General features: G+C 37.0%; 19 protein-coding genes. 14 read left to right on the top strand and 5 right to left on the bottom strand.

The window, feature by feature from the left end:
• Positions 1 to 8: 8 nt before the first annotated feature.
• Entirely contained in the window at positions 9 to 455 is a 447-nt protein-coding gene (locus NZD88_RS06135) for a VOC family protein (protein WP_259828251.1), read from the bottom strand.
• A 507-nt stretch (positions 456 to 962) separates the two neighbouring features.
• On the opposite strand from NZD88_RS06135, the gene NZD88_RS06130 reads away from it, so the two are divergent.
• The 5 genes from NZD88_RS06130 (at position 963) to NZD88_RS06110 (ending at position 5,056) form a co-directional block, all read left to right on the top strand.
• Entirely contained in the window at positions 963 to 2,480 is a 1,518-nt protein-coding gene (locus NZD88_RS06130; RefSeq protein ID WP_259828249.1) for a TROVE domain-containing protein, read from the top strand.
• 94 nt (positions 2,481 to 2,574) lie between these two features.
• Positions 2,575 to 3,240, top strand: coding sequence for a hypothetical protein (locus tag NZD88_RS06125; RefSeq protein ID WP_259828248.1), 666 nt, complete (start codon positions 2,575 to 2,577; stop codon positions 3,238 to 3,240).
• A gap of 262 nt (positions 3,241 to 3,502) precedes the next feature.
• Positions 3,503 to 3,904, top strand: coding sequence for a hypothetical protein (locus NZD88_RS06120; RefSeq protein WP_259828246.1), 402 nt, complete (start codon positions 3,503 to 3,505; stop codon positions 3,902 to 3,904).
• Between the two features lie 297 nt (positions 3,905 to 4,201).
• On the top strand, positions 4,202 to 4,720 hold the full coding sequence (locus NZD88_RS06115; protein WP_259828245.1) for a DUF6584 family protein: 519 nt from the start codon (positions 4,202 to 4,204) through the stop codon (positions 4,718 to 4,720).
• 99 nt (positions 4,721 to 4,819) lie between these two features.
• Entirely contained in the window at positions 4,820 to 5,056 is a 237-nt protein-coding gene (locus tag NZD88_RS06110; protein WP_259828244.1) for a phosphate ABC transporter substrate-binding protein, read from the top strand.
• A 927-nt stretch (positions 5,057 to 5,983) separates the two neighbouring features.
• Here NZD88_RS06110 and NZD88_RS06105 read toward each other — a convergent pair.
• Both NZD88_RS06105 and NZD88_RS06100 read right to left on the bottom strand, forming a co-directional pair.
• Positions 5,984 to 6,331 (bottom strand): helix-turn-helix domain-containing protein, encoded by a 348-nt coding sequence (locus tag NZD88_RS06105; RefSeq protein WP_169236561.1) that lies wholly within the window; start codon positions 6,329 to 6,331, stop codon positions 5,984 to 5,986.
• 11 nt (positions 6,332 to 6,342) lie between these two features.
• Complete coding sequence (locus NZD88_RS06100) at positions 6,343 to 6,774, bottom strand: transposase (protein WP_169236562.1); 432 nt, start codon at positions 6,772 to 6,774, stop codon at positions 6,343 to 6,345.
• 636 nt (positions 6,775 to 7,410) lie between these two features.
• On the opposite strand from NZD88_RS06100, the gene NZD88_RS06095 reads away from it, so the two are divergent.
• Entirely contained in the window at positions 7,411 to 8,949 is a 1,539-nt protein-coding gene (locus NZD88_RS06095) for a SulP family inorganic anion transporter (protein WP_259828242.1), read from the top strand.
• 386 nt (positions 8,950 to 9,335) lie between these two features.
• Here the strand turns inward: NZD88_RS06095 and fusA are convergent, their stop codons facing one another.
• Entirely contained in the window at positions 9,336 to 11,402 is a 2,067-nt protein-coding gene (gene fusA, locus NZD88_RS06090) for an elongation factor G (protein ID WP_259828240.1), read from the bottom strand.
• A 510-nt stretch (positions 11,403 to 11,912) separates the two neighbouring features.
• Here fusA and NZD88_RS06085 point away from each other — a divergent pair.
• From NZD88_RS06085 to NZD88_RS06055, 7 genes are all read left to right on the top strand, one after another.
• Positions 11,913 to 12,581: an HAD family hydrolase gene (locus tag NZD88_RS06085; protein WP_259828238.1), complete on the top strand. Its 669-nt coding sequence runs from the start codon at positions 11,913 to 11,915 to the stop codon at positions 12,579 to 12,581.
• 5 nt (positions 12,582 to 12,586) lie between these two features.
• Positions 12,587 to 13,411: a phosphoribosyltransferase family protein gene (locus NZD88_RS06080; RefSeq protein ID WP_169236565.1), complete on the top strand. Its 825-nt coding sequence runs from the start codon at positions 12,587 to 12,589 to the stop codon at positions 13,409 to 13,411.
• Positions 13,401 to 13,958, top strand: coding sequence for a TerD family protein (locus tag NZD88_RS06075; RefSeq protein ID WP_169236566.1), 558 nt, complete (start codon positions 13,401 to 13,403; stop codon positions 13,956 to 13,958). Before NZD88_RS06080 ends, NZD88_RS06075 begins: the two co-directional genes overlap by 11 nt.
• A gap of 2 nt (positions 13,959 to 13,960) precedes the next feature.
• Positions 13,961 to 15,130: a toxic anion resistance protein gene (locus NZD88_RS06070; protein WP_259828228.1), complete on the top strand. Its 1,170-nt coding sequence runs from the start codon at positions 13,961 to 13,963 to the stop codon at positions 15,128 to 15,130.
• 16 nt (positions 15,131 to 15,146) lie between these two features.
• Positions 15,147 to 16,094 (top strand): hypothetical protein, encoded by a 948-nt coding sequence (locus NZD88_RS06065; protein ID WP_259828227.1) that lies wholly within the window; start codon positions 15,147 to 15,149, stop codon positions 16,092 to 16,094.
• Between the two features lie 69 nt (positions 16,095 to 16,163).
• On the top strand, positions 16,164 to 16,772 hold the full coding sequence (locus tag NZD88_RS06060; RefSeq protein WP_169236568.1) for a TerD family protein: 609 nt from the start codon (positions 16,164 to 16,166) through the stop codon (positions 16,770 to 16,772).
• 175 nt (positions 16,773 to 16,947) lie between these two features.
• The gene (locus NZD88_RS06055) at positions 16,948 to 17,988 is read left to right on the top strand and encodes a TerC/Alx family metal homeostasis membrane protein (protein ID WP_169236569.1); all 1,041 of its coding nucleotides are present in this window, start codon (positions 16,948 to 16,950) and stop codon (positions 17,986 to 17,988) included.
• A gap of 105 nt (positions 17,989 to 18,093) precedes the next feature.
• Here the strand turns inward: NZD88_RS06055 and NZD88_RS06050 are convergent, their stop codons facing one another.
• Positions 18,094 to 19,098, bottom strand: coding sequence for a catalase family protein (locus tag NZD88_RS06050; protein ID WP_259828213.1), 1,005 nt, complete (start codon positions 19,096 to 19,098; stop codon positions 18,094 to 18,096).
• Positions 19,099 to 19,502: 404 nt separating this feature from the next.
• On the opposite strand from NZD88_RS06050, the gene bamJ reads away from it, so the two are divergent.
• Positions 19,503 to 19,937, top strand: a complete 435-nt coding sequence (bamJ, locus tag NZD88_RS06045) for a BamJ family beta-barrel-assembly machinery protein (protein ID WP_169236576.1) — start codon at positions 19,503 to 19,505, stop codon at positions 19,935 to 19,937.
• Positions 19,938 to 20,194: the final 257 nt, after the last annotated feature.

The raw sequence follows: 20,194 nt of genomic DNA, 5'->3' as shown, positions 1-20,194 counted from the left end.
TTTTTTTATTATTGATGTTTCATCCATTCTTCATAAGAGATCACACCCAGTTCCGGTTTTCCTTCCCCTTCAAGGATGGAGATAAATTCCAACTGGTTACCATCCGGATCATTAAAGTAAATGGCTAATGCAGGCATCCAGGCAAAAACCATGGGCTCGTCAATACCATCTTTCAAGAAGTTATAAGGTTTCAGATCTTTATTTTTCAGAAAGTTTACGGAATAATTTAAAATATCTTCTTGGCTGCTGGAAAAAGCAAAATGTCTTGGCTGCAGGTTTTCTTTCTGCTCCCACAATCCCAACATAAATTCTTTGTCTTCACCGATCCACAAAAATGCAATGGGACGAGTCTTATCCATATGCGCTAATTTCAGACCCAATACCTCAGTATAAAACCGTACAGAATTTTCTAAACTGCTAACCTGAACGTGGGTTTCATATAATCCTTTAATCATAGCTTGAATTTTAATGTACACAAAGCTAGACAATGCTGTTGGGAAAAGCAGAGAATGCTGATTCCTTTATTGGAAATGAATGATAGACATTTTGTATGTGGAAAAGATGGGATAAAAGATAAAAGATAAAAGATAAAAGATAAAAGATAAAAGATAAAAGATAAAAGATAAAAGATAAAAGATAAAAGATATTTTCATTAAACATCAATAGGAGTGGGCTTTAGCCCACTTATGAAAAGTATACCCATTCAATCTGGCTTTAGCCAAAACCTAAATTTAAACACAAATAACACAATGTTCTGCACACATCTGAGAAATCTGTAGGAGATAAAATATGCATTCAGTTCAAAAACTCACCAATTTGATTAAGTTTTGAAAAAAAAATAAAAAAAATCATATAAATATTCGCTGCGCAAAAAGACTGCGTAATACTGTTTTTACTTTGCATCAGAAATCAGAGAGGATGAGGTGATCCTCCAAACAATGTTTAACAAAAAACAGTAACTCATGAAATTTAATTTTTTAAAAAAAGAGAAAAATACCGTATTGAACTACGAAGGTGCAAAGGCGTTGACCATGACACCTGCTGAAGAATTATATAGTGCTGTTGTTACAACAGGATTATCCAGTACTTCTTATGAAAAAGGAAATGACAGATTGGAGAGAATTCAGTCTCTGATTAAAAAGAATGATCCGGAATTCGTAGCTAAGCTGGCAGTATATGCCAGAAAGGATATGTATCTGCGTTCAATTCCGTTAGTTCTGACTGCAGAACTGGCCAAACAGGCTTCCGGTACAGACCTGGTCAGCAGAACTGTTGACGGTGTTGTTCAGAGAGCAGATGAAATCACTGAACTTTTGGCTTACTACCAGACTGCCAACGAAAGAACAGAAATCAAAAAACTGAACAAACTTTCAAAGCAGATCCAGAAAGGTCTTGCCAAATCTTTCAATAGATTTGATGAATACCAGTTTGCAAAATATAACAGAAAAGCAGAAGTAACCCTGAAAGATGCCCTTTTTCTGGTGCACCCGAAAGCAAAGGATGAAAAACAACAGGCGATTTTCAACAAAATTGTAGGTGATGCTTTGGAAACTCCTTACACCTGGGAAGTCGAACTTTCAGCTTTAGGTCAGACCAAATTTGCCGATGAAGCAGAAAAAAAACTGACTTTTAAAACCAAATGGGAAGAGCTGATCTTCAGTAGTAAGCTTGGTTATATGGCAACATTAAGAAACCTGAGAAATATTTTGGAATCAGGTGTTTCTTCTGATGCCATGAGTAAGGTCTGTAGTTATTTGTCCAATGAAAAAGCAGTCATCAACTCAAAGCAGCTTCCGTTCAGATTTTTAGCGGCGTACAGAGAATTGAAGGCTATGAATTCACCTTACCTGTCATCCATTTTAGAAGCATTGGAAGAGGCGGTTATGGTGAGTGCGAAAAATATTAAAGGTTTTGGTTTTGATACTTCAGTGGTGATCGCGGCAGATGTTTCGGGTTCTATGCAACAGCCTGTTTCTCCTAAAAGTAAAGTATTGCTTTACGATATTGGTTTGTTAATGTCCATGATTCTTCAGTCACAGTGTAAAAATGTAATCACCGGTATGTTCGGTGACAGCTGGAAAAGAATTCCGATGCCTAAAAACGGTATTTTGAGAAACGTTAATGAATTTTACAAACGTGAAGGTGAAGTCGGTTATTCTACAAACGGTTATCTGGTTATTGAAGATCTGATCAAAAAGAAAGAAAAGACCGATAAAGTAATGTTGTTTACAGATACCCAATTGTGGAACAGCAATGGAACCAAAAATTCTTTTGAAGATTCCTGGAACCGATACAAAAGTATGGCTCCGGATGCGAAATTATATATTTTTGACCTGGCAGGTTATGGAAAACAGCCGCTGGATATCAGACAAAATGATGTATATCTTATTGCAGGCTGGTCAGACAAAATTTTCAATGTATTGAATGCTTTGGAAGACCGGAAGTCTGCCATTCAGGTAATTAAAAAAGTAGTGCTGTAAAAGGCACTGCTTTAATAAATGATGAATGATGATCCATCTTCATTACAATGAGCGAATGAATATAAATAAAACTCAAACTTAAATTCTTCAAAGTATGAAACTTATTAATGTAATTGAAATCTACCCATTAAAATATTCAAAAGAAGAATCCGAATTACCAGATAGTTTTGATTTTCCAGATTCTGAAATTTGGTATAAGGAATGGGTTAAGTCTGTCTCTAGTCTGAATTTTAATTTTGGTCCAATAGATAACAATTCTTATCTTGTTGATATTGAAAAGATTGATGACGATAATTTAGGAATTATTTTAGGAACGGATTTTAAAGGAATCAAACCAGCAGAGCTTGAAGAAGACATGCTCACAGCTTTTGATGGAGGAATAGCTTTGATGGAAGATGGTAGAGCAATGGTTTTGCCTACCTGTTGTGGTGATATTGGAAATATTAAAGAATGGAAAAGAATTCTTGAAGATCAAACTGAAGAATGGAATGAGTTGTGGATCGGCCATCCCTGGATTTTTTATAAAAAAGTGAACGGGAAGGTTCAGTTGTCTGATTATTCTGATGTAAATCTTAAAGATGCAAAAAATATACAAGCGCATATCGAAGTTGATGAATTGGAATTGAAAACTGAATTGGAGAAAGCAGAAAAACAACAAATCAATTTTAAAAATAGAATTTCAAAAATTTTGGAAAAGATGAAGATTAAAAATTTTGATATAATCTCAGAAATATTGACTGGCCTAAACAAAGCGACCTAGGAAACGGAGGCGTTAAAAAAATAAACTATGCGAACGTTAAAAAAATTCTACTGTTTGAGCGCGAGACAATTTTTGAAATATAATAACAATACATAATTCGCGCGAGTTTAGAATTTTTAGAGAGTATAGATTATTTTTAGCTGGAGTTTCCAAGTCTTGAATTTTTGGTTCTTTTGCTTCAAGGCAAAACGAACAGACATAATAAATAAAATTTTGAAATTGCTTCGTCACTTTGGTCCTCCCTATAACAAAAATAATAACAATGTCCGAAACCCATCAACATCAAAGAACCGGAAATCCTTTGATAAAAGAAGATCTAACCCATCTCTGTCGGTGTCCTTGTTGTGGAGCGCCGGATTGTGGTGAAGAATATATGCTCCTGACTGAATCAGAAGGGAGACAGGAAGCTGTACTCTTTGGAGGTGGAACTTTCAGAGGATATTTGAACTACTGGTTTTATGAAGGAATTTCTCCTGAAGAATACAGCCGGTTACCGGAATTTGTGAGACACAATAATGAATGCATCGGCTGGCAGGATATCAGCGCTCAATGTACAGAGATTGATGCAGATGATTTTCTATTCACTTTAGGATCCATAAAAAATGGCAGCCATAAAGAATATCCTGATGAAGATTTTGAAAACTATTATTATCCCGTTTTTTAAAAATTGGTAAAGGAGGTCATGAGAAAAGGGCAAAAATTATACATCAGCATTTAAAAAAATAAAAAATAAAATAAACTGCGTAAAAAGAATGCGCACTTCCGGAATAATTTTGCAGTGTTATTCATCCGGTGCCGTAAGGAAAGAACTTCTTCGACTTCCACTTGAAACAAAGTCTTTCCGCCAGATGCCCGGTAAAAACAGACCAATGCCGTACAATAAGAGTTTCATCGTCAAACTTTCAATTTGAATACATTCAAAAACGCTTATGATTCATTGCTTAGTTTTTAAATTATAATTATGGAAAATATCCTTTATAGAATCGAAAAAGATATTGAAGAAGGCAGAAAGAAAAAAGCATGTGACAGACTCAGAAACCTGATCAATCAATTTCCGGATGACCTTTCTTTAAGAGACAAATTAGGACAGATATATTATGACGCAGGATTTTTGGATGAAGCCGGGAAGTTTTGGATTTTATCTAAAGATAAAGAAATGGAACCTGCAGTGGAGATCTATAAACGTTCATTAAGCTATTCGGGAAATGCTATTTTAAAAGATATTGTTTTCAGAGGGGATAAAAATGTACTGAGTGATTATGCACTTAATGTTTTAAAAGATCTTGAAACGGATAGTTTAAAAAAGACCAATCATATTCCTGAATATAAAAAGAAATATAAACAAGGATCAATAGGTTCAAATGATGAACAAAGCTTTCTGGGTAAAGTGGGTGTCTGCTTATTAATTGGAATGGTAATCCTTCTACCGATTTTAGGACTTATCAAACTTGTTGAACTTTTTAAGTCATTATTTGAATGAAAAATCTATTGATTTTACAATGTAAAAAAAACAGTAACCATGAAAACTTATAAACCATGTCTTAAAGAAGCAGTGTATTGAGGTTAATTCTCAATAGACATGAAAAAATACAAGACATTAAAACAAACTTTCGGGGTCAATGAATACGGACTCATTAATTTTCCAAAGAAAATTTCCGGAATACAGATCTCAAGATTAATGTATGGAATTGAAATGGGTTGTTCGTATTGCTTTCCGCATGGTTTTGAAACGGTTAATTCCCATCAGGAAAAATACCAGAGAAACTGGAAAAAATACAGAAAGACCCGTTGGAAAAATATAAAGCAGGTGCCGTAAAACAGAATTGCTTCGTTGGGGGCAGCAATACAGGTTCGAATCCTGTTCTGGAAACAGATGGCGTAATGGTATCGCTCTGTCGTAAGTTTCTGTTTGACTAAATGCCCTGCTTAAAAATAATCAAGTGTCGTTTTAGGATCGTACTTCGGGATTTTGAAACATTGGGTCGCAGGTTCGATTCCTGCCTTTTCCCTCGAAAAGGAGAAGTAGCTCAGCAGGTAGAGCAAATGCACGGAGATCCTTTCAGTATTACCTTGATTTCAATAAAAGAGTGCCGTTAGAGAAAACTTACTTCGGTTACAATTGGTTCGACTCCAGAATAAACCTGATGGTTTATAAACAGCAGTTTTCCCGCCTTTAGCCTCTTTTTAATTTTAAAAAACTCAGCAGATAAGTGTCGTAGAGAAGAGTTTCTTCGAATTAACGGTCCTAAGGTAGCGTCATTCGGGCGACCGAACTAGCGACGCTGGATTGAAACCCAGCCTGGCAAAAGTTTTCCCCGGAAAGCGGAAGTCTCACGCAGATGTAGAATTGCCGGTTCACTGCCCGATATGGGTAAGAACGACGCTCTGAAAAGAGCAAACTCTTTTCGCCTGTTTCCTTATCTGCTTCAAAACAAACAAGTGCCGTAGAACAGTGTTACTTCGCTCATTACGACGGGGTCACGGGTTCGAGTCCCGTCTCTTCCACAAAAAACACAGTCTATCAATAGGAAGAGTAGCTCAGTTGGTTAGAGCACGACTATACACTTTCGGTTGTTGCCTTGTTTTTACAATATAAAAGTGTCGTAAAGGAAGAAATCCATCGTCACACCTTTGGGGAGGAATAGCGAAGCCGATCACTCCGGCAAGGTTATCCGGTTCGAATCCGGCACGACTGCCCCATTTTTCCTTACCATTACCTTTTATAATAAATGCCGGAGAATTATTATTCACCGGCATTTATTACTTGTTCTATTTCTTCTTCGAAAGTCTTTTTCCAGTTCATGATCGTTGTTCGGCTGATCTTATAGGTCCTGGACATATAGCTGGTAGAAAAACCATGCTTATTTTGATACTGTAAAAGCTTGAACATTGTTTTTTTGTCATATGTTTTAAGCTTTTGGTTGTTGATCTGGCTTTCTTTAGACTGGGCAAAAATCTTATCGTTAAAATTCAATACATCTTCAGTCGTATTCAGTTTTCCCAGAAGTTCTTTGATCTTGGGATCCTTCAGCTTTTCCGGATGTTCCAGCCTCAGCATATCATAATATATCTTCTTGTAGTTTGGACGCATAATAGGTCTGTTTATCCGTTAGTATTATCATTATTTTTCTGAAGCCAGCGGTGAAGTGTGCTTTTCGGAATAGAATATTCTTTGATAACTTCTCCGTAGGTCATTTCACCGGATGAAATTCTTTTCATGATAAAATCTTTGATCTCCTGGGTATAGATATTTTTTCTGAAATAAGGGATTTTATCAGATTTCTTCTGATTCTTGTTTACGGCAGACGGCGGTGCATACAAGATCAGGTGTGAACTATAAAGCCTGAAAAAATCATATTCCAGCAGCTTGCTCCATCTCAAAAGAAGATCTGTATCTATAGATCTGCTTTTGTAAACATTTTCAATGAACTCATCATTCTTATTGAGAAAATTACAGATCCTCTCCATGGGTACCTCATTTTCATCAACCATCTCCTTGATAAACTTTCCTATGTGAATTTCTTTATATAACATGTGTTGAGTACTATTTTTTGTTTAATTCATGAATTAAAGTAAACAGATGATATATTACACTCTTATGGTGAATGAGCAGACTGTTTGAAAAATAAAATTACACTAAGAAAATCTCAGTGACAGCAAAAAGGGAAATATTAAGTTCAGTGCTATACCTGGTGTTTGTATAGCCGGCAGTTTGTAAGGCGATCTGCCGATCATTTAGTTTTCAGGTTATTTATGGGTCTTAAGAATACTTTCTGTCTTCCATTTCTTTTTGCGGTATTCCTATTCAATTGATCTCTTCCATGCTTCAGACTTCTTTGCTGTAAGAATAATATATAACCTATTAAAGCTCTTTCATGCAGTTTTATTCGTAATATTTTTAACTATTGACCTTAGTGTAAACAGACCTTTGCATCGGTACATTTTTTAATGAATAGTAAATAATCTGTTTGTTCGTTTTCAAATTTAAATAAAAAATAGAACCTAATTCTCAAAAAGGGATAAAAAATCTCCTTAAATGCAAAATTTAATTAAAATTAACATATTAAATACACGTATATGTGAATTATTTTAAAATTTTCGAATTGTATCAAAAAAAAGAAAAAAATACTAATTGTATTCCATTCCTCAAGTATATACCTTTGCAGTTCAATGAAAAATACCATAAGCTTATTCGATTTCTCGAAAAAAATAAATTATAAGAACGAACTTCTGGCGGGCTTCACAGTCGCTATGACCATGATCCCCGAATCCCTTTCTTTTGCGATCCTGGCCGGACTTTCTCCGCTCACCGGGCTGTATGCAGCCTTTATGATGGGAATCGTCACCGCAGTTTTGGGCGGCCGTCCCGGAATGGTTTCAGGAGGAGCAGGAGCTACTATTGTTGTATTGATTGCTTTGATAAAATCCCACGGGATAGAATATCTTTTTGCAGCTGTTGCTCTTGCCGGAATATTCCAGATGCTGGTTGGGTTTTTTAAGCTGGGAAAATTTGTCAGGCTTATTCCGCAGCCTGTGATGTACGGCTTTTTGAATGGTTTGGCCATCATTATTTTTATGGCCCAGGTCGAGCAGTTTAAAATCACAGACAGTACCGGAGTGTCCAGCTGGCTTCAGGGAGCACCTTTGTATATCATGGCTGGATTAACAGCTCTTACGATTGCTATTGTCTATTTTTTTCCAAAGATCACAAAAGCAGTTCCTGCATCTCTGGTTGCCATTATCGTAGTTTTTGCAGTGGTTTTGGGTTTTAATATTCCTACGAAAACAGTAGCAGATATTGCCCATATCAGTGGAAGCCTTCCAAGTTTCCATATTCCTCAGATTCCTTTTACTTTGGAAACGCTGCAGATTATTTTTCCCTATGCTTTGGTGATGGCTGGGGTAGGTCTTATCGAATCTCTTTTGACATTGTCTATGGTGGATGAGATTACCAATTCGAAAGGGAATGCCAATAAAGAATCAGTGGCGCAGGGAATAGCTAATATCACCAACGGATTTTTCGGAGGAATGGGAGGTTGTGCAATGGTAGCACAAACATTGGTGAATCTCAATGCAGGCTCAAGAGCCAAACTGTCCGGAATTATCGGTTCAGTCATGATCCTGATGATCATCTTATTCGGAGCTCCTTTTATTGAAAAAATACCGATGGCTGCACTGGTAGGTGTCATGATGATGGTCGCTATAGGCACATTTCAGTGGGTGTCTATCCGGATTGCCAATAAAATGCCGAAGTCTGATATATTTGTTGGAATTACAGTAGCTCTGATAACGGTTGTCCTTCATAACCTTGCTCTTGCCGTACTGGTAGGAGTTGTTATAGCTGCTCTTGTCTTTGCTTGGGATAATGCAAAAAGGATTCGTGCAAGAAAATCCATCGATGAGAATGGAGTGAAACATTATGAAATATATGGTCCCTTATTTTTTGGTTCAGTAACTGCATTCATGGATAAATTTGATCTGATGGATGATCCGGATGAAGTAGTCGTAGATTTTAAGGAAAGCCGCATCGTGGATATGAGTGCCATTGATGCCCTGGATAAACTGTCTAAACGTTATAGCCAGCAAAACAAAAAGCTCTATCTGCGTCACCTCAGTGAAGACTGCCGTAAAATGCTGAAAAATGCAGAAGCAGTGATTGAAGTGAATATCCAGGAAGATCCTACGTATAAAGTGATGCCGGAGAGGTAATTAATGAAAAATTAAGATTGAAAAATTAAAAGATTTAGAGATTCAGAAATTTAAAAATCTGTTTCAACTGAGAAATCTGTGGAAAGCAAAACATCAACCACAAAAGTCACAAAAGTTTTTTCAAACACTTTGGTTATTTTAAGTTGAATGTATTTTACTTATAAAGTGCATTAAAGTTTTATGAAAATCTCTGATTTTCTCTTATGTGATCTTATTATTTTCAGGATGATAAAACTTTTGAAACTAAAGTGGTCTAAAGTGTTTAAAAGCGTAACCTTTTGTGACTTTTGTGGTTAAATAGTACGCAAAATTCACAATTGACCATTCACATTTCACCCTGCAATAACCAAACAAGGACTGTAAAATCACTTTACAGCCCTCGTTTTTTAGGTTATTAATGTATTCGCAATAAAATCAGGCACTAAAGCATAGTGCGAAAGTTTCATGCTGATCGAAGCTCTTCCGCTTGTCAGAGTTCTCAGATCGGAAATATATCCAAACGTAGAGGCCAACGGAACTTCCGCGGTGAAAATCTTTCTTCCTGATCTTTCATCAATGGACGAAATAATTCCCCTTCTTCGGTTGATATCAGCAGTTACGGCGCCCGTGTACTCTTCAATGCTCTGGATCTCAACCTGCATGACCGGTTCCAGAAGCTTAGGACTGCATGTTAAAGCAGCCGCTCTGAATCCGTCTCTCGCGGCATTTTCAAAATCATACGCTGCAGAATCCTGAGCATGGAAAGAACCATCCAGAAGTCTGATCTTCATACTTTCCAGAGGATAACCTTTCAATGGTCCGTTTTCCATGGCTTCTCTGAACCCTTTTTCTACAGAAGGAATAAATTCACCAGGAATAACCCCTCCTTTGATAAGATTAATGAATTCCAATCCCGGTTCGTTATGCTCTCTGGGACCCATTTCAAAAGTGATATCAGCAAACTGTCCGCTTCCACCATTCTGCTTCGAAAGCTTTTCCCTGTGGGTTCTCGTTTCCGTTAAAATCTCACGGTAAGACACTTTAGGTTTCCCCTGATTGACTTCTATACCATGATTCAGACGGATCTTTTCCAGAGTGACCTCAAGGTGAAGCTCACCCAGACCACTCAATAAAGTTTCTCCGGTTTGTCGGTCTCTTTCAACCACCAAAGACGGATCCTCTTCCTGGATCTTAGCTAAAACTAAACCGAAAGATTTCTCGTCACTGTTCGTCTTAGGCTCTATCGAAACCCGGATAACAGGAGCAGGAATGGTAATCGCTTCAAGAAGTACAGGTTGATCAACCGCTGATAAAGAATCTCCTGTTTTAGCATCTTTTATTCCTGTTAAAGCAACGATGTCACCCGCTTTTCCTTCCTCTATCGATAAGGTTTTATCAGACTGCATCTTCAGAATTCTCGATATCCTGAAACTTTCACCTGTTCTCACATTCAGAACCATATCGCCGGATTTTATCGTACCGGAATACAGACGGAGCATGGCAAGCCTTCCCATATGTTTATCGATCACGACTTTAAAAACAAGACCTGAAAAAGATTCCGTTTCATTTCTTACCAATTCCACCGCTTCTTCTGTTTCAGGATCTTTCCCCTGAACGGCAGGAAGCTGATCCGGTGCCGGGAAATACGTGACGACCGCATCCAGAAGAGGCTGTACGCCTTTATTTTTAAATGCCGAACCACAGAGGACCGGAACCGCAGCACCTGATCTGCAAACTTTTTGTAAAGCTTCAGTGATCATTTCCTCAGAAATCCTGTTTTCAGTATCCATGAAAAGCTCAAAGAACGTTTCATCGTGTTCCGCAAGGGTTTCCATTAATTTCATCCTGTATTCATCAGCATCCGCTTTGTGATCCTCAGGGATTTCCTTTTCAATAATGGTTTCCCCGTTTTCATCGGCCCAGTACAAAGCTTTCTGTCTGATTAAATCAATCACTCCCTCAAATTGGTCTTCAGCTCCAATCGGGATTTGAAGAGCCATAGGAACTGCATTCAGTTTCGTTTCAATTTCCTTGACAACAGCAAAGAAATCTGCTCCAATCCTGTCCATTTTATTAATGAAGCATATTTTTGAAATTCCGTGTTTCTCAGCCTGGAACCAAACATTTTCGGTTTGTGGCTGAACTCCTGATGAGGCACAAAAAACAGCAACGACGCTATCCAGAACTCTTAAAGAACGTTCGACTTCTACTGCGAAATCAATGTGTCCGGGCGTATCGATGATATTGATGTTATATACTGTTTCTCCTTTTTCCCATTGTGTAGAAACTGCCGCGGATGAAATGGTAATCCCTCTGTTTCTCTCCTGGATGTCTTTATCCATAGTCGTATTTCCATCATCTACATTTCCGATCTTATGAATGAGGCCTGTGTAATAAAGAAGCCTTTCCGTTAAAGTGGTTTTTCCTGCATCTACGTGTGCTATGATTCCTATATTTCTTGTGTTATATTTCATTTTGCTGAATTTAAATTGTTGATTTTAAGAATACGGTTAGGTATTCTTCTCGTTTTGAGGTCTGAAAATTAGGCAGCAAAAAAGACCCATCTGAATAGATAGGTCTTCAATATATTTTTAGTAATAAAAGATCTAAGGAACTATTCAGATAAATATTGATTGCTGCCAGAGTACACAGCTCTCACAGGGTTACTTAAAGTTATTATATTTATCATTGTTGTTGACATTGTTGATTTTTAATCGGTTGCGAAATTAGATAAATTTTTTAATTGGCAAAAATTTTTTTGAGTTTTTTTTAATAATTGAATTTAAACAAATTGTTAAGCCCGACCGAAACGGGTAGGGAAATCAGTAAAAATTCATAAAAATTTCTTAAAACAGAGAAGTACGTAATGCTTTTCTAAGAAAAATTTTATCTTTGGGAAGAATACCCAGTTAAACACTTGTTGATGATTAAATAATTTTAAATCTTTTTCAAGAAAGCTAAATAAAACTTTTAACTTAAAACTATTGAAAACGGATATCGACATTCACAACCACTGTCATTTTTCTTTTGATTTGTGGCTTACCTTAATCAAATCTCACCCTGAATTTAAAACAAAAAGAGTTGAGCTGTTCACCTCGTTTTTTAATATTGACAAACCTCTTTCTGAAGTTGCGAAAGTTGTAAAATATTATGATGATCTGTGTAATACGATCAATGAAGTGACAGGGGGCAATATTGATACTTATGAAATGTATTTGCTGATTCTGGGCTCACTGGATCTAGATGTAAAACAGTTAGATAAAGAAAAATTAGACGGATTTTATCTGAAAAGCGAAGAACTCTTTTTAGAATATAAGCCTGTTGTCATTTTCGAAAACATAAAAGAGTTTTTTGATCAGATTAAAAATGAAGGGAAGACAGTTAATATTTTAAGCAATACAGGATTTATCAAAGGCAGAACGATGAGGAAATTTCTGATCCAGGAAGAACTGGACCCGTACATAGATTTCCATATTTATTCTGATGAGATTAATATTTCCAAACCCAATCCTCTTATTTTTCAGGAAGTAAAAAATAACCTTAAGGACCAGGATCTTCCCATGCACCGTATCCTGCATATCGGAGACAATCCCGTGGCAGATTATAAGGGAGCAAAAGATTTCGGTTTCAGTGCACACTTACTTAAACACTAAATTGTATGAATAAAAGATACAGCTTACACCCCATTCATTCAGCGGATGAGTTTACTTTTTCACCCGCGGAATACAGCTATTTCAAGTATGGCGATAAGTCGTATGCTGAGAAGTTTGCTAAAGAATTATTCAACGGATTTATCGCAGAACATGCAGAACTTTTAAACACAGAAAAAGAGATAGTAGTTCTTCCAAGTCCGTATATGGCCATTCCTACGGCTTCTAATTTTTTATGTTTTTTCTTTAAAAAGCATCTGGATCTGTACCTGTTTCAGAAAGGAAGAAAATCCAGTATTTTATCTAAGATCAACCGTAATCACACGTATATCACGGATTATGGGAACCTTAATTTTGAAGACCGGAAAAATCTGATCGCCAATGATACTTATTATATCGATAAAGATTTTTTACGCGGAAAACTTTGTATTTTTATAGACGATATAAAAATCACAGGAAGCCACGAGTATACGGTGAACCGGATTTTGAACGAATATGAAGTGGAGGCAGATTTTATGTTCCTCTATTATGCGGAACTGATGAATTTTGACCTTGATCCCAAGATTGAAAACTTCTTTAATTATTATGCGGTAAAGAATATCAAACACGTCGCAGAAGTAATGACAAAGCCAAGTTTTGAATTCAACACAAGGATCGTGAAATATATTTTAGGCCTGGATTCAAGTAATTTTGACTATCTTACGTCTAAAGTAAAAAAGGAGCAGATGGACCTGCTTCTGGAGCTGGCGATCAGCAATAACTATCATTTAATAAAAGAATACGAAAATAACATCAATACTTTAACACAAACGGAACTCTATTATGGCTATTAACTTACAAAAAGGACAGAGAGAAAACATTAACGCACCTAAATTTACTGTAGGTTTAGGATGGGATATCAATAATACTTCTACAGGAACAGGTTTTGACCTTGACGCTTCATTATTTTTGTTGGGTGAGGACAAAAAACTGGTTTCAGACAGTCACTTTATTTTCTATAATAATTTAGAATCTCCGGATAAATCTGTGATCCATACAGGAGACAACCTTACCGGTGAAGGTTCAGGAGATGATGAGCAGATCAAGATCGATCTTACAAAAATCGATGCAGCGATTCAGGAAATTACAGTAGTGGTAACGATCCACGATGCTGATGCAAGAAAGCAGAACTTCGGACAGGTAAGAAATTCTTTCATCAGAATTTTCAACTCAGAAACAAACGAAGAAATTCTGAAATATGAATTAGATGAAGATTTCTCTATTGAAACTGCTGTGGAATTCGGAAGAATCTACAACAAGAACGGAGAATGGAAATTTGAAGCTGTTGGGGCAGGTCAGAGAGACGGCCTTGACAAATTCGTATCAATTTATCAAAAGTAATTATGGACAATCAGGAAAATCAACCCATAGATCCAATGGGATCCATTGAACCTCTTAAAACATTTGAACCTGCTCCGATGGCTCCACCGAGCCAGCCTGTACAAAATACAGCACCGGCGGTTCTTGTGGACAAAGAAGGGAATGTAAATCTGACTCATTTACAGATAGAAGAGCGTAAGAAATATGAAGTTCTTGCAAATTCTATCGATGAGACCAATCCTGGTTCCATCGTGAACTATGGAGCAGAGCTTCAGAAAACTTTATCCAACCAGAGTGACAGTTTCTTAGGGAATGTAAGAAGATCCAACTCAGGAGAAGTAGGAGTGCTTATCAATGATTTATTGGTAGAGCTTAACTATGTAGACGTTGATGAACTTCAGCAAAATAAAGTGAAAAGCTTCCTGAGCAAGATCCCGTTCATGAAAAAGGTCATGACGCAGGTGGAAAACTTGTTCACGAAATATGATAAGATCATCAACAATATCGAGCAGATCGCTCATAAAGTAAATGCGGGAATTATCACTTCTACTAAAGATAATGCGGTTCTTCAGACTATTTTTGAGAGCAATGTGAATTCCATTAAGGCAATTGAAGATTTGGTCATCGCCGGAAATGTAAGAATGGAAAGAGCAGCCGGAGAGTTAGCTCAAATGGAAGCGGATCCGCAGACCTATCAGGACTATCAGATTGCTGATAAAAGAGATTTTATCGCAAGATTAGACAGAAGAATGGCTGATCTTAAAGTAGTGCGTATCATTATGATGCAGTCACTTCCACAGATCAGACTGGTACAGAATAACAACGTTTCTATCGCTGAAAAGGCACAGACGATCCTTACCACAACACTTCCGGTTTGGAAAAATCAGCTTTCACTAGCGGTAGCGATGTACAGACAACAGCAGAATATCGAGATCCAGCAGAAAGTATCTTCTACTACAGAAGCAATTCTGAAGAAAAATGCAGAACGTTTGGGCCAGAATTCAGTGAATGTAGCCAGAGCGAACGAACAAACAATCGTATCTGTAGAAACATTGAGAGAAACGACTTCAATGCTGATCAATACATTGAATGAAGTGAAGCAGATCCAAAAACAAGGTGCTGAAGGCAGAAGAAAACTGGATCAGGATCTTCAGACACTGGAGCATGAATTAAAAGCTAACGTCAGAGGTTAATTAACAGAATATCAAGGTGGGAGATGATGCGGCAGCCATAATGTCTCAGAGCAGAAGAAGATTAACAAAGCTTAAACTTCTGGCTAATTTTTTTGAACATATTGACATCATATCTATTTACATCAAAACAGATATCATCCATAATTTGTTCCAGGAAAATACCGCTCTGGACTACAATAAGCTTGAACTTTTCCACCTGCAGTATACCGACAGCCTCATTGAACTGCTGACAAAAATAAAACGTCAGAAAGAAAATGATATGCTGGCTGTCCTTAATGAAATTGACGTTAATAGTAAATATATTGAAGGTTTTCAAGAAAGACGTGTAGACAGTTTTCAGACCGATCGGAAGATGTACAGCGGTATATTTTCCCAACATCTGAAAATGCTCTATAAGGATCTTACAGAAGATATCTTTACAGCAGACTGGAACAATGTCCTGTATTTCCATAAAAAATACGGACAGGAATTTTACAGAACAAGTACGGATGAAGAGCAGTTGAAATCCCAGCCTTTTCCAGCTTATCAGTATAAAGACTATACGATAGAAAGGAAGCTTTTGGGGAGATTGAATATCCAGAGTTTTAAAGTACGGTTTGTCTGCGGTTATCTGATCGGGACCAATGAGTACGAGCTTTTCAAAATATTTCAGTCTGATGACCATTTTATTTTCGGTATCGATGATAAAAAGCTTTACCTGTTCGATGGAGATCTTGAAAAACTGGATGTTTCCGAGAACCAGTCGAACCAAAGTGCCATCATCAACCAGCTGAAAAGAAAAAATGAACTGCTGGAAAACTCCATCAACGAAAGGAAACGAACGATTCCCGCAGAAGTGGAAAATGTGCTGAAAGATTATCTTAAAAACCTTGAAAATATAGACATTATGAGCAAAATATTTGATTTTGATGAAGAAACGAATATCCTGCGCGCGATGCTTAATTTAAATTTGAATAATAATTAATACGGAATTTGATAGCAAATAGGCTCTGGCACATTTGCGAAAAATAAATAACATACTAAACATAAAAAGATGGCTATTAACTTACAAAAAGGTCAAAGAATAAACCTGAAAAAGGAAAACGGTGCTGATCTTACCCAAGCTTGTGTAGGAATCAACTGGGGAGCAATTGAGAAAAAAGGGCTTTTCGGAACCAAAAAAGAAGCAGTAGACTTAGATGGAAGCTGTATTTTATTTGATTCAAACAAAACGCTTACCGAAGTCATTTATTTCGGAAACCTGAAATCAAGAAACGGTTCTGTAAAACATAGTGGTGACGACCTTACCGGAGATGTAAACGGAGATGATGGATTAGATAATGAAGTGATCACAGTAGATTTCAGCCAGCTGGAGCCTAATGTAGAGCACGTTGCATTGGTACTGAACAGCTACCAGGGACAGGATTTCGGAACGATTCCTTTTGCTTCGATCCGTATCTATGAAGGAACTCCTACGAACGTAAGAGAGGTTTTCGCTAAATATGATATCGCCAACGATGCTTCTTTCAAAGGACACGTTGCCATGGTAATGGGAGTTTTCTATAAAAGAAACGGCGAATGGAAGTTCAATGCGATCGGAGATCCTACTTCAGATAGAAAACTGGAACAGACGATCCAGACGGTTCAGGCCAACTATTTATAATCAATGGATAATCAGTAAGAATGAGCTTTGGTTCGTTCGGAAAAAATGAATAGTTTTACAGGCTTTAGCCAAAACTTATTTTATCTATTGATCTCAAATAAAAAATATTAAAAATTAGCAATATTTGTGCATACTGTACATCTATTGCTTTTATCATATAATAACATAAACTGAAGTGGAACATCAAAGTATTTTAGAATTGCACCCGGGCTTGGTGTGGGGATTTGCGGTAACAGTGGTTATCATGCTACTCCTGGATTTAGGAGTATTCAACAAAAAAAGCCATGAAGTATCATCCAAAGAAGCTACCATCTGGTCTATCGTATGGATTTCATTATCCATGATATTCTCCGGAGTAGTGTATTGGGTTTTCAATACAGACGGAAGCCCTGGAAGTCATGCTATAGCCGTAGAGAAATTTACGCAGTATCAGGCAGCTTACTGGATCGAAAAAGCCCTTTCTGTGGATAACTTATTCGTATTCATCCTAGTTTTCGGATTCTTTAAAGTTCCGAAATACCTTCACCATAAAGTTCTCTTCTGGGGAATCATTGGGGCATTGGTATTCAGGGCGATATTTATCTTTGCAGGGGTAGGACTTATTAACCTGACTTATCTTCCTGAAATGAATGTTTTCGGAAAGGCAGTACAAATCAACGTGGTAATGGCCCTATTCGGTCTGTTCCTTGTCTATGCCGGGATCAAATCCTGGGGTGACGGAGACGGCGATGATGATGAAGATTACAGCAATACAGCAGGAGCAAGGCTGATCAAAAGCTTCTGGAAAGTTTCCGATAATTATGATGGGGATAAATTCTTCACAATTCAAAACGGAATCAAGATGGCAACACCGCTTTTAGTAGTGGTTGGGGTTATTGAATTTACCGATGTTCTTTTCGCGGTAGACTCTATTCCAGCGATTTTCGCCATTTCCAATGATCCGTTTATCCTGTATACATCCAATATTTTCGCCATCTTAGGATTGAGATCATTATATTTCCTATTGGCGAATTTTATCCACATGTTCAGCAAGCTTTCTTACGGACTGGCTATTATCCTGTCATTTATCGGGGTAAAAATGTTGATCGCACCATGGATTCATATTTCGTCTCCGGTTTCATTGGGAATCGTAGGAGGAGTGTTATTGCTTTCTGTTCTTTTATCCATTATGTTCCCTGAAAAGGAAGATGAGGAAAAAGAGAAATTAGAAAAATAAGAACAACAAAACCCTATTATATTGAAAGGCTTTACAATCTGTAAAGCCTTTTTTATTTTTAAAAATTCACCAAACCATCTAAAAATTACTATTCACAACGGCAACTTACGTTACTCCATGCAGCAGCTTATTAATTTTCCTCCTCGTCTGTACAGATACTTTATAAGCCTCATCACGCAGTTTCTGTATCTTTCCGACAGGCTGGAAAAATATCTTGCTTTCAAATGGATTGAATGAAAGCAGTTCATTGGTACAGCCCCGTGCATCCGGAAGTTGGCCTTTATCTATTTTCACTTCCCCGATTTTAATAAAAGGAGAATTTTTCCACTCCACATTCAGTTTGTTGATGGGTTGATCTTTAAGATTATAGCAAAACTGGATAAGAACATCTGCTGCGTAATCATGATCCTGGAAATAGCTTTTCAGAGCTTCTTTCATTTTTAATTTTCTGCCGAAATTTTTGTCTACAGATTTTGGGACCAGTTTTATCTTGATCATGTGGTCTCCAAGACGATAAGCTCCCACAGAATGATAATCAAAAGACAGAATAAAATCATTCCTTTTACTTAATAATTTAAAAATGTTTCTGGCAAACGAGAGGGTGAAAACATAAGGGATTACTTTTGCAGCCTGCGCTGTCAGCGAAAAAAAACTGCTCCATTTTTTAATATAAAACCTGTTGACAGCAGTAAATAGTTTCAAAAAATGAGAAACCGAATTGGTGGGGAATAAAGGAAAATTAACCAAAGGAAAATTCGCGATCAATCCGCCTTTCTCGTCTTTTATTTTGACGGCAAATCCGTAAGCAGGAATATCTTTTCCCGTATTTTTAATCTTCAGGTTCGCATTGGAAAGCCTGATGGTAAGGTCAAATTTTTCGTTGTCAAAAAACGGAAGAAGATCTTCAGGAATGTTTTTGTCGATAAAAAAAGTACCCTCAGCGGCAGCATAAGTTTTGGCGTGGGCATTTCTGGTGGCATAGTTGACATCGCTTATGGAAGATGATTGTTCAACGAAATCTGCAATCGTCTTTTTATTGATTTCCAGAAGTTCTTTTTCCTCTTCGGTAAGCTCATCAAATTCCTTATTATATTTTAGTGGTTGTGGCATTTAGTTTTTAAATTCAATTATAACGCCAAGTTTCGGAATCTGCGTTAACCCAATGTTAAAATTATTTGAATTTTAAGGCAGATAGGCAGATTCGGGCAGAAGTTGTTGCTACTCTGTGATTTAGGTGAAAGGAGGGGAGGTGGAAGGAGGAAGATGGAAGGATTTATGGTTACCCTTTAACCGGAAGACTTTTAAATTTATTTTTTAATTATACATTATACATTATACATTATACATTATACATTATACATTATACATTATACATTATACATTGCCCTTTAAACTCGCAACTAAAACCCCGAAACCCATAACTCGTACCCCATCACCCACCACCATAACTCCTATCCTTCGGCTTCCCTCTTCCATTCTCTACAAAACCCCTATCTTTGTAAAAAATATCAACAATGGGAGTAGCAGATATGTTATTTAAAAAGAAAAAAGAACTGGCAGAAAAGAACCTTAACGACGGTAAGGAATATATGATGGAATATGGTAAAAGAGAAAGTGTTGTACAATTGCCAAGCGGTTTACAGTACGAAATCATTACCGAAGGCGATGGCGCAAAACCAGGTCCTAAATCCACAGTAAAATGCCATTACCACGGAACGACAATCACCGGAAAAGTATTCGACAGCTCTGTAAAAAGAGGAACTCCTGCATCTTTCCCTTTAAATAAGGTAATCAAAGGATGGACAGAAGCCCTTCAGTTAATGCCTGTTGGAAGTAAATGGAGACTCATCCTTCCTCCGCATTTAGCATACGGAGATCAGCAGATCAGCAAAGAAATCGGACCTAATTCTACCCTTGTTTTCGAAGTGGAATTGTTAGATATCAAATAATCCTGCTTAAAAATAGCTTAAAAAATTTACCCGGATTCGGGTAAATTTTTTTATTTGTATTATATTCGTGCTGATCAATTTCAAAGAATAAAGATTGTTGTAATTTTTTAAGGTTTCAGGGAACCCCGAAAGATGGTGTACAAAATATGCAGTTTTAAATTTTATCGGAGATAAATTTTTTGCGTCTTAAAAAGAGTAAACCATTAAATCTCTTTACGCCTTTGCAATTACCCAACGTTTTCACACAAAGAAAAAAT

Origin of the sequence: Chryseobacterium pyrolae (assembly GCF_025153485.1) — a bacterium.
Classification (GTDB): Bacteria; Bacteroidota; Bacteroidia; order Flavobacteriales; family Weeksellaceae; genus Chryseobacterium; species Chryseobacterium antibioticum.
Note: the sequence above shows the minus strand (reverse complement) of the source record. Positions and strands in the feature narration are given on the sequence as shown.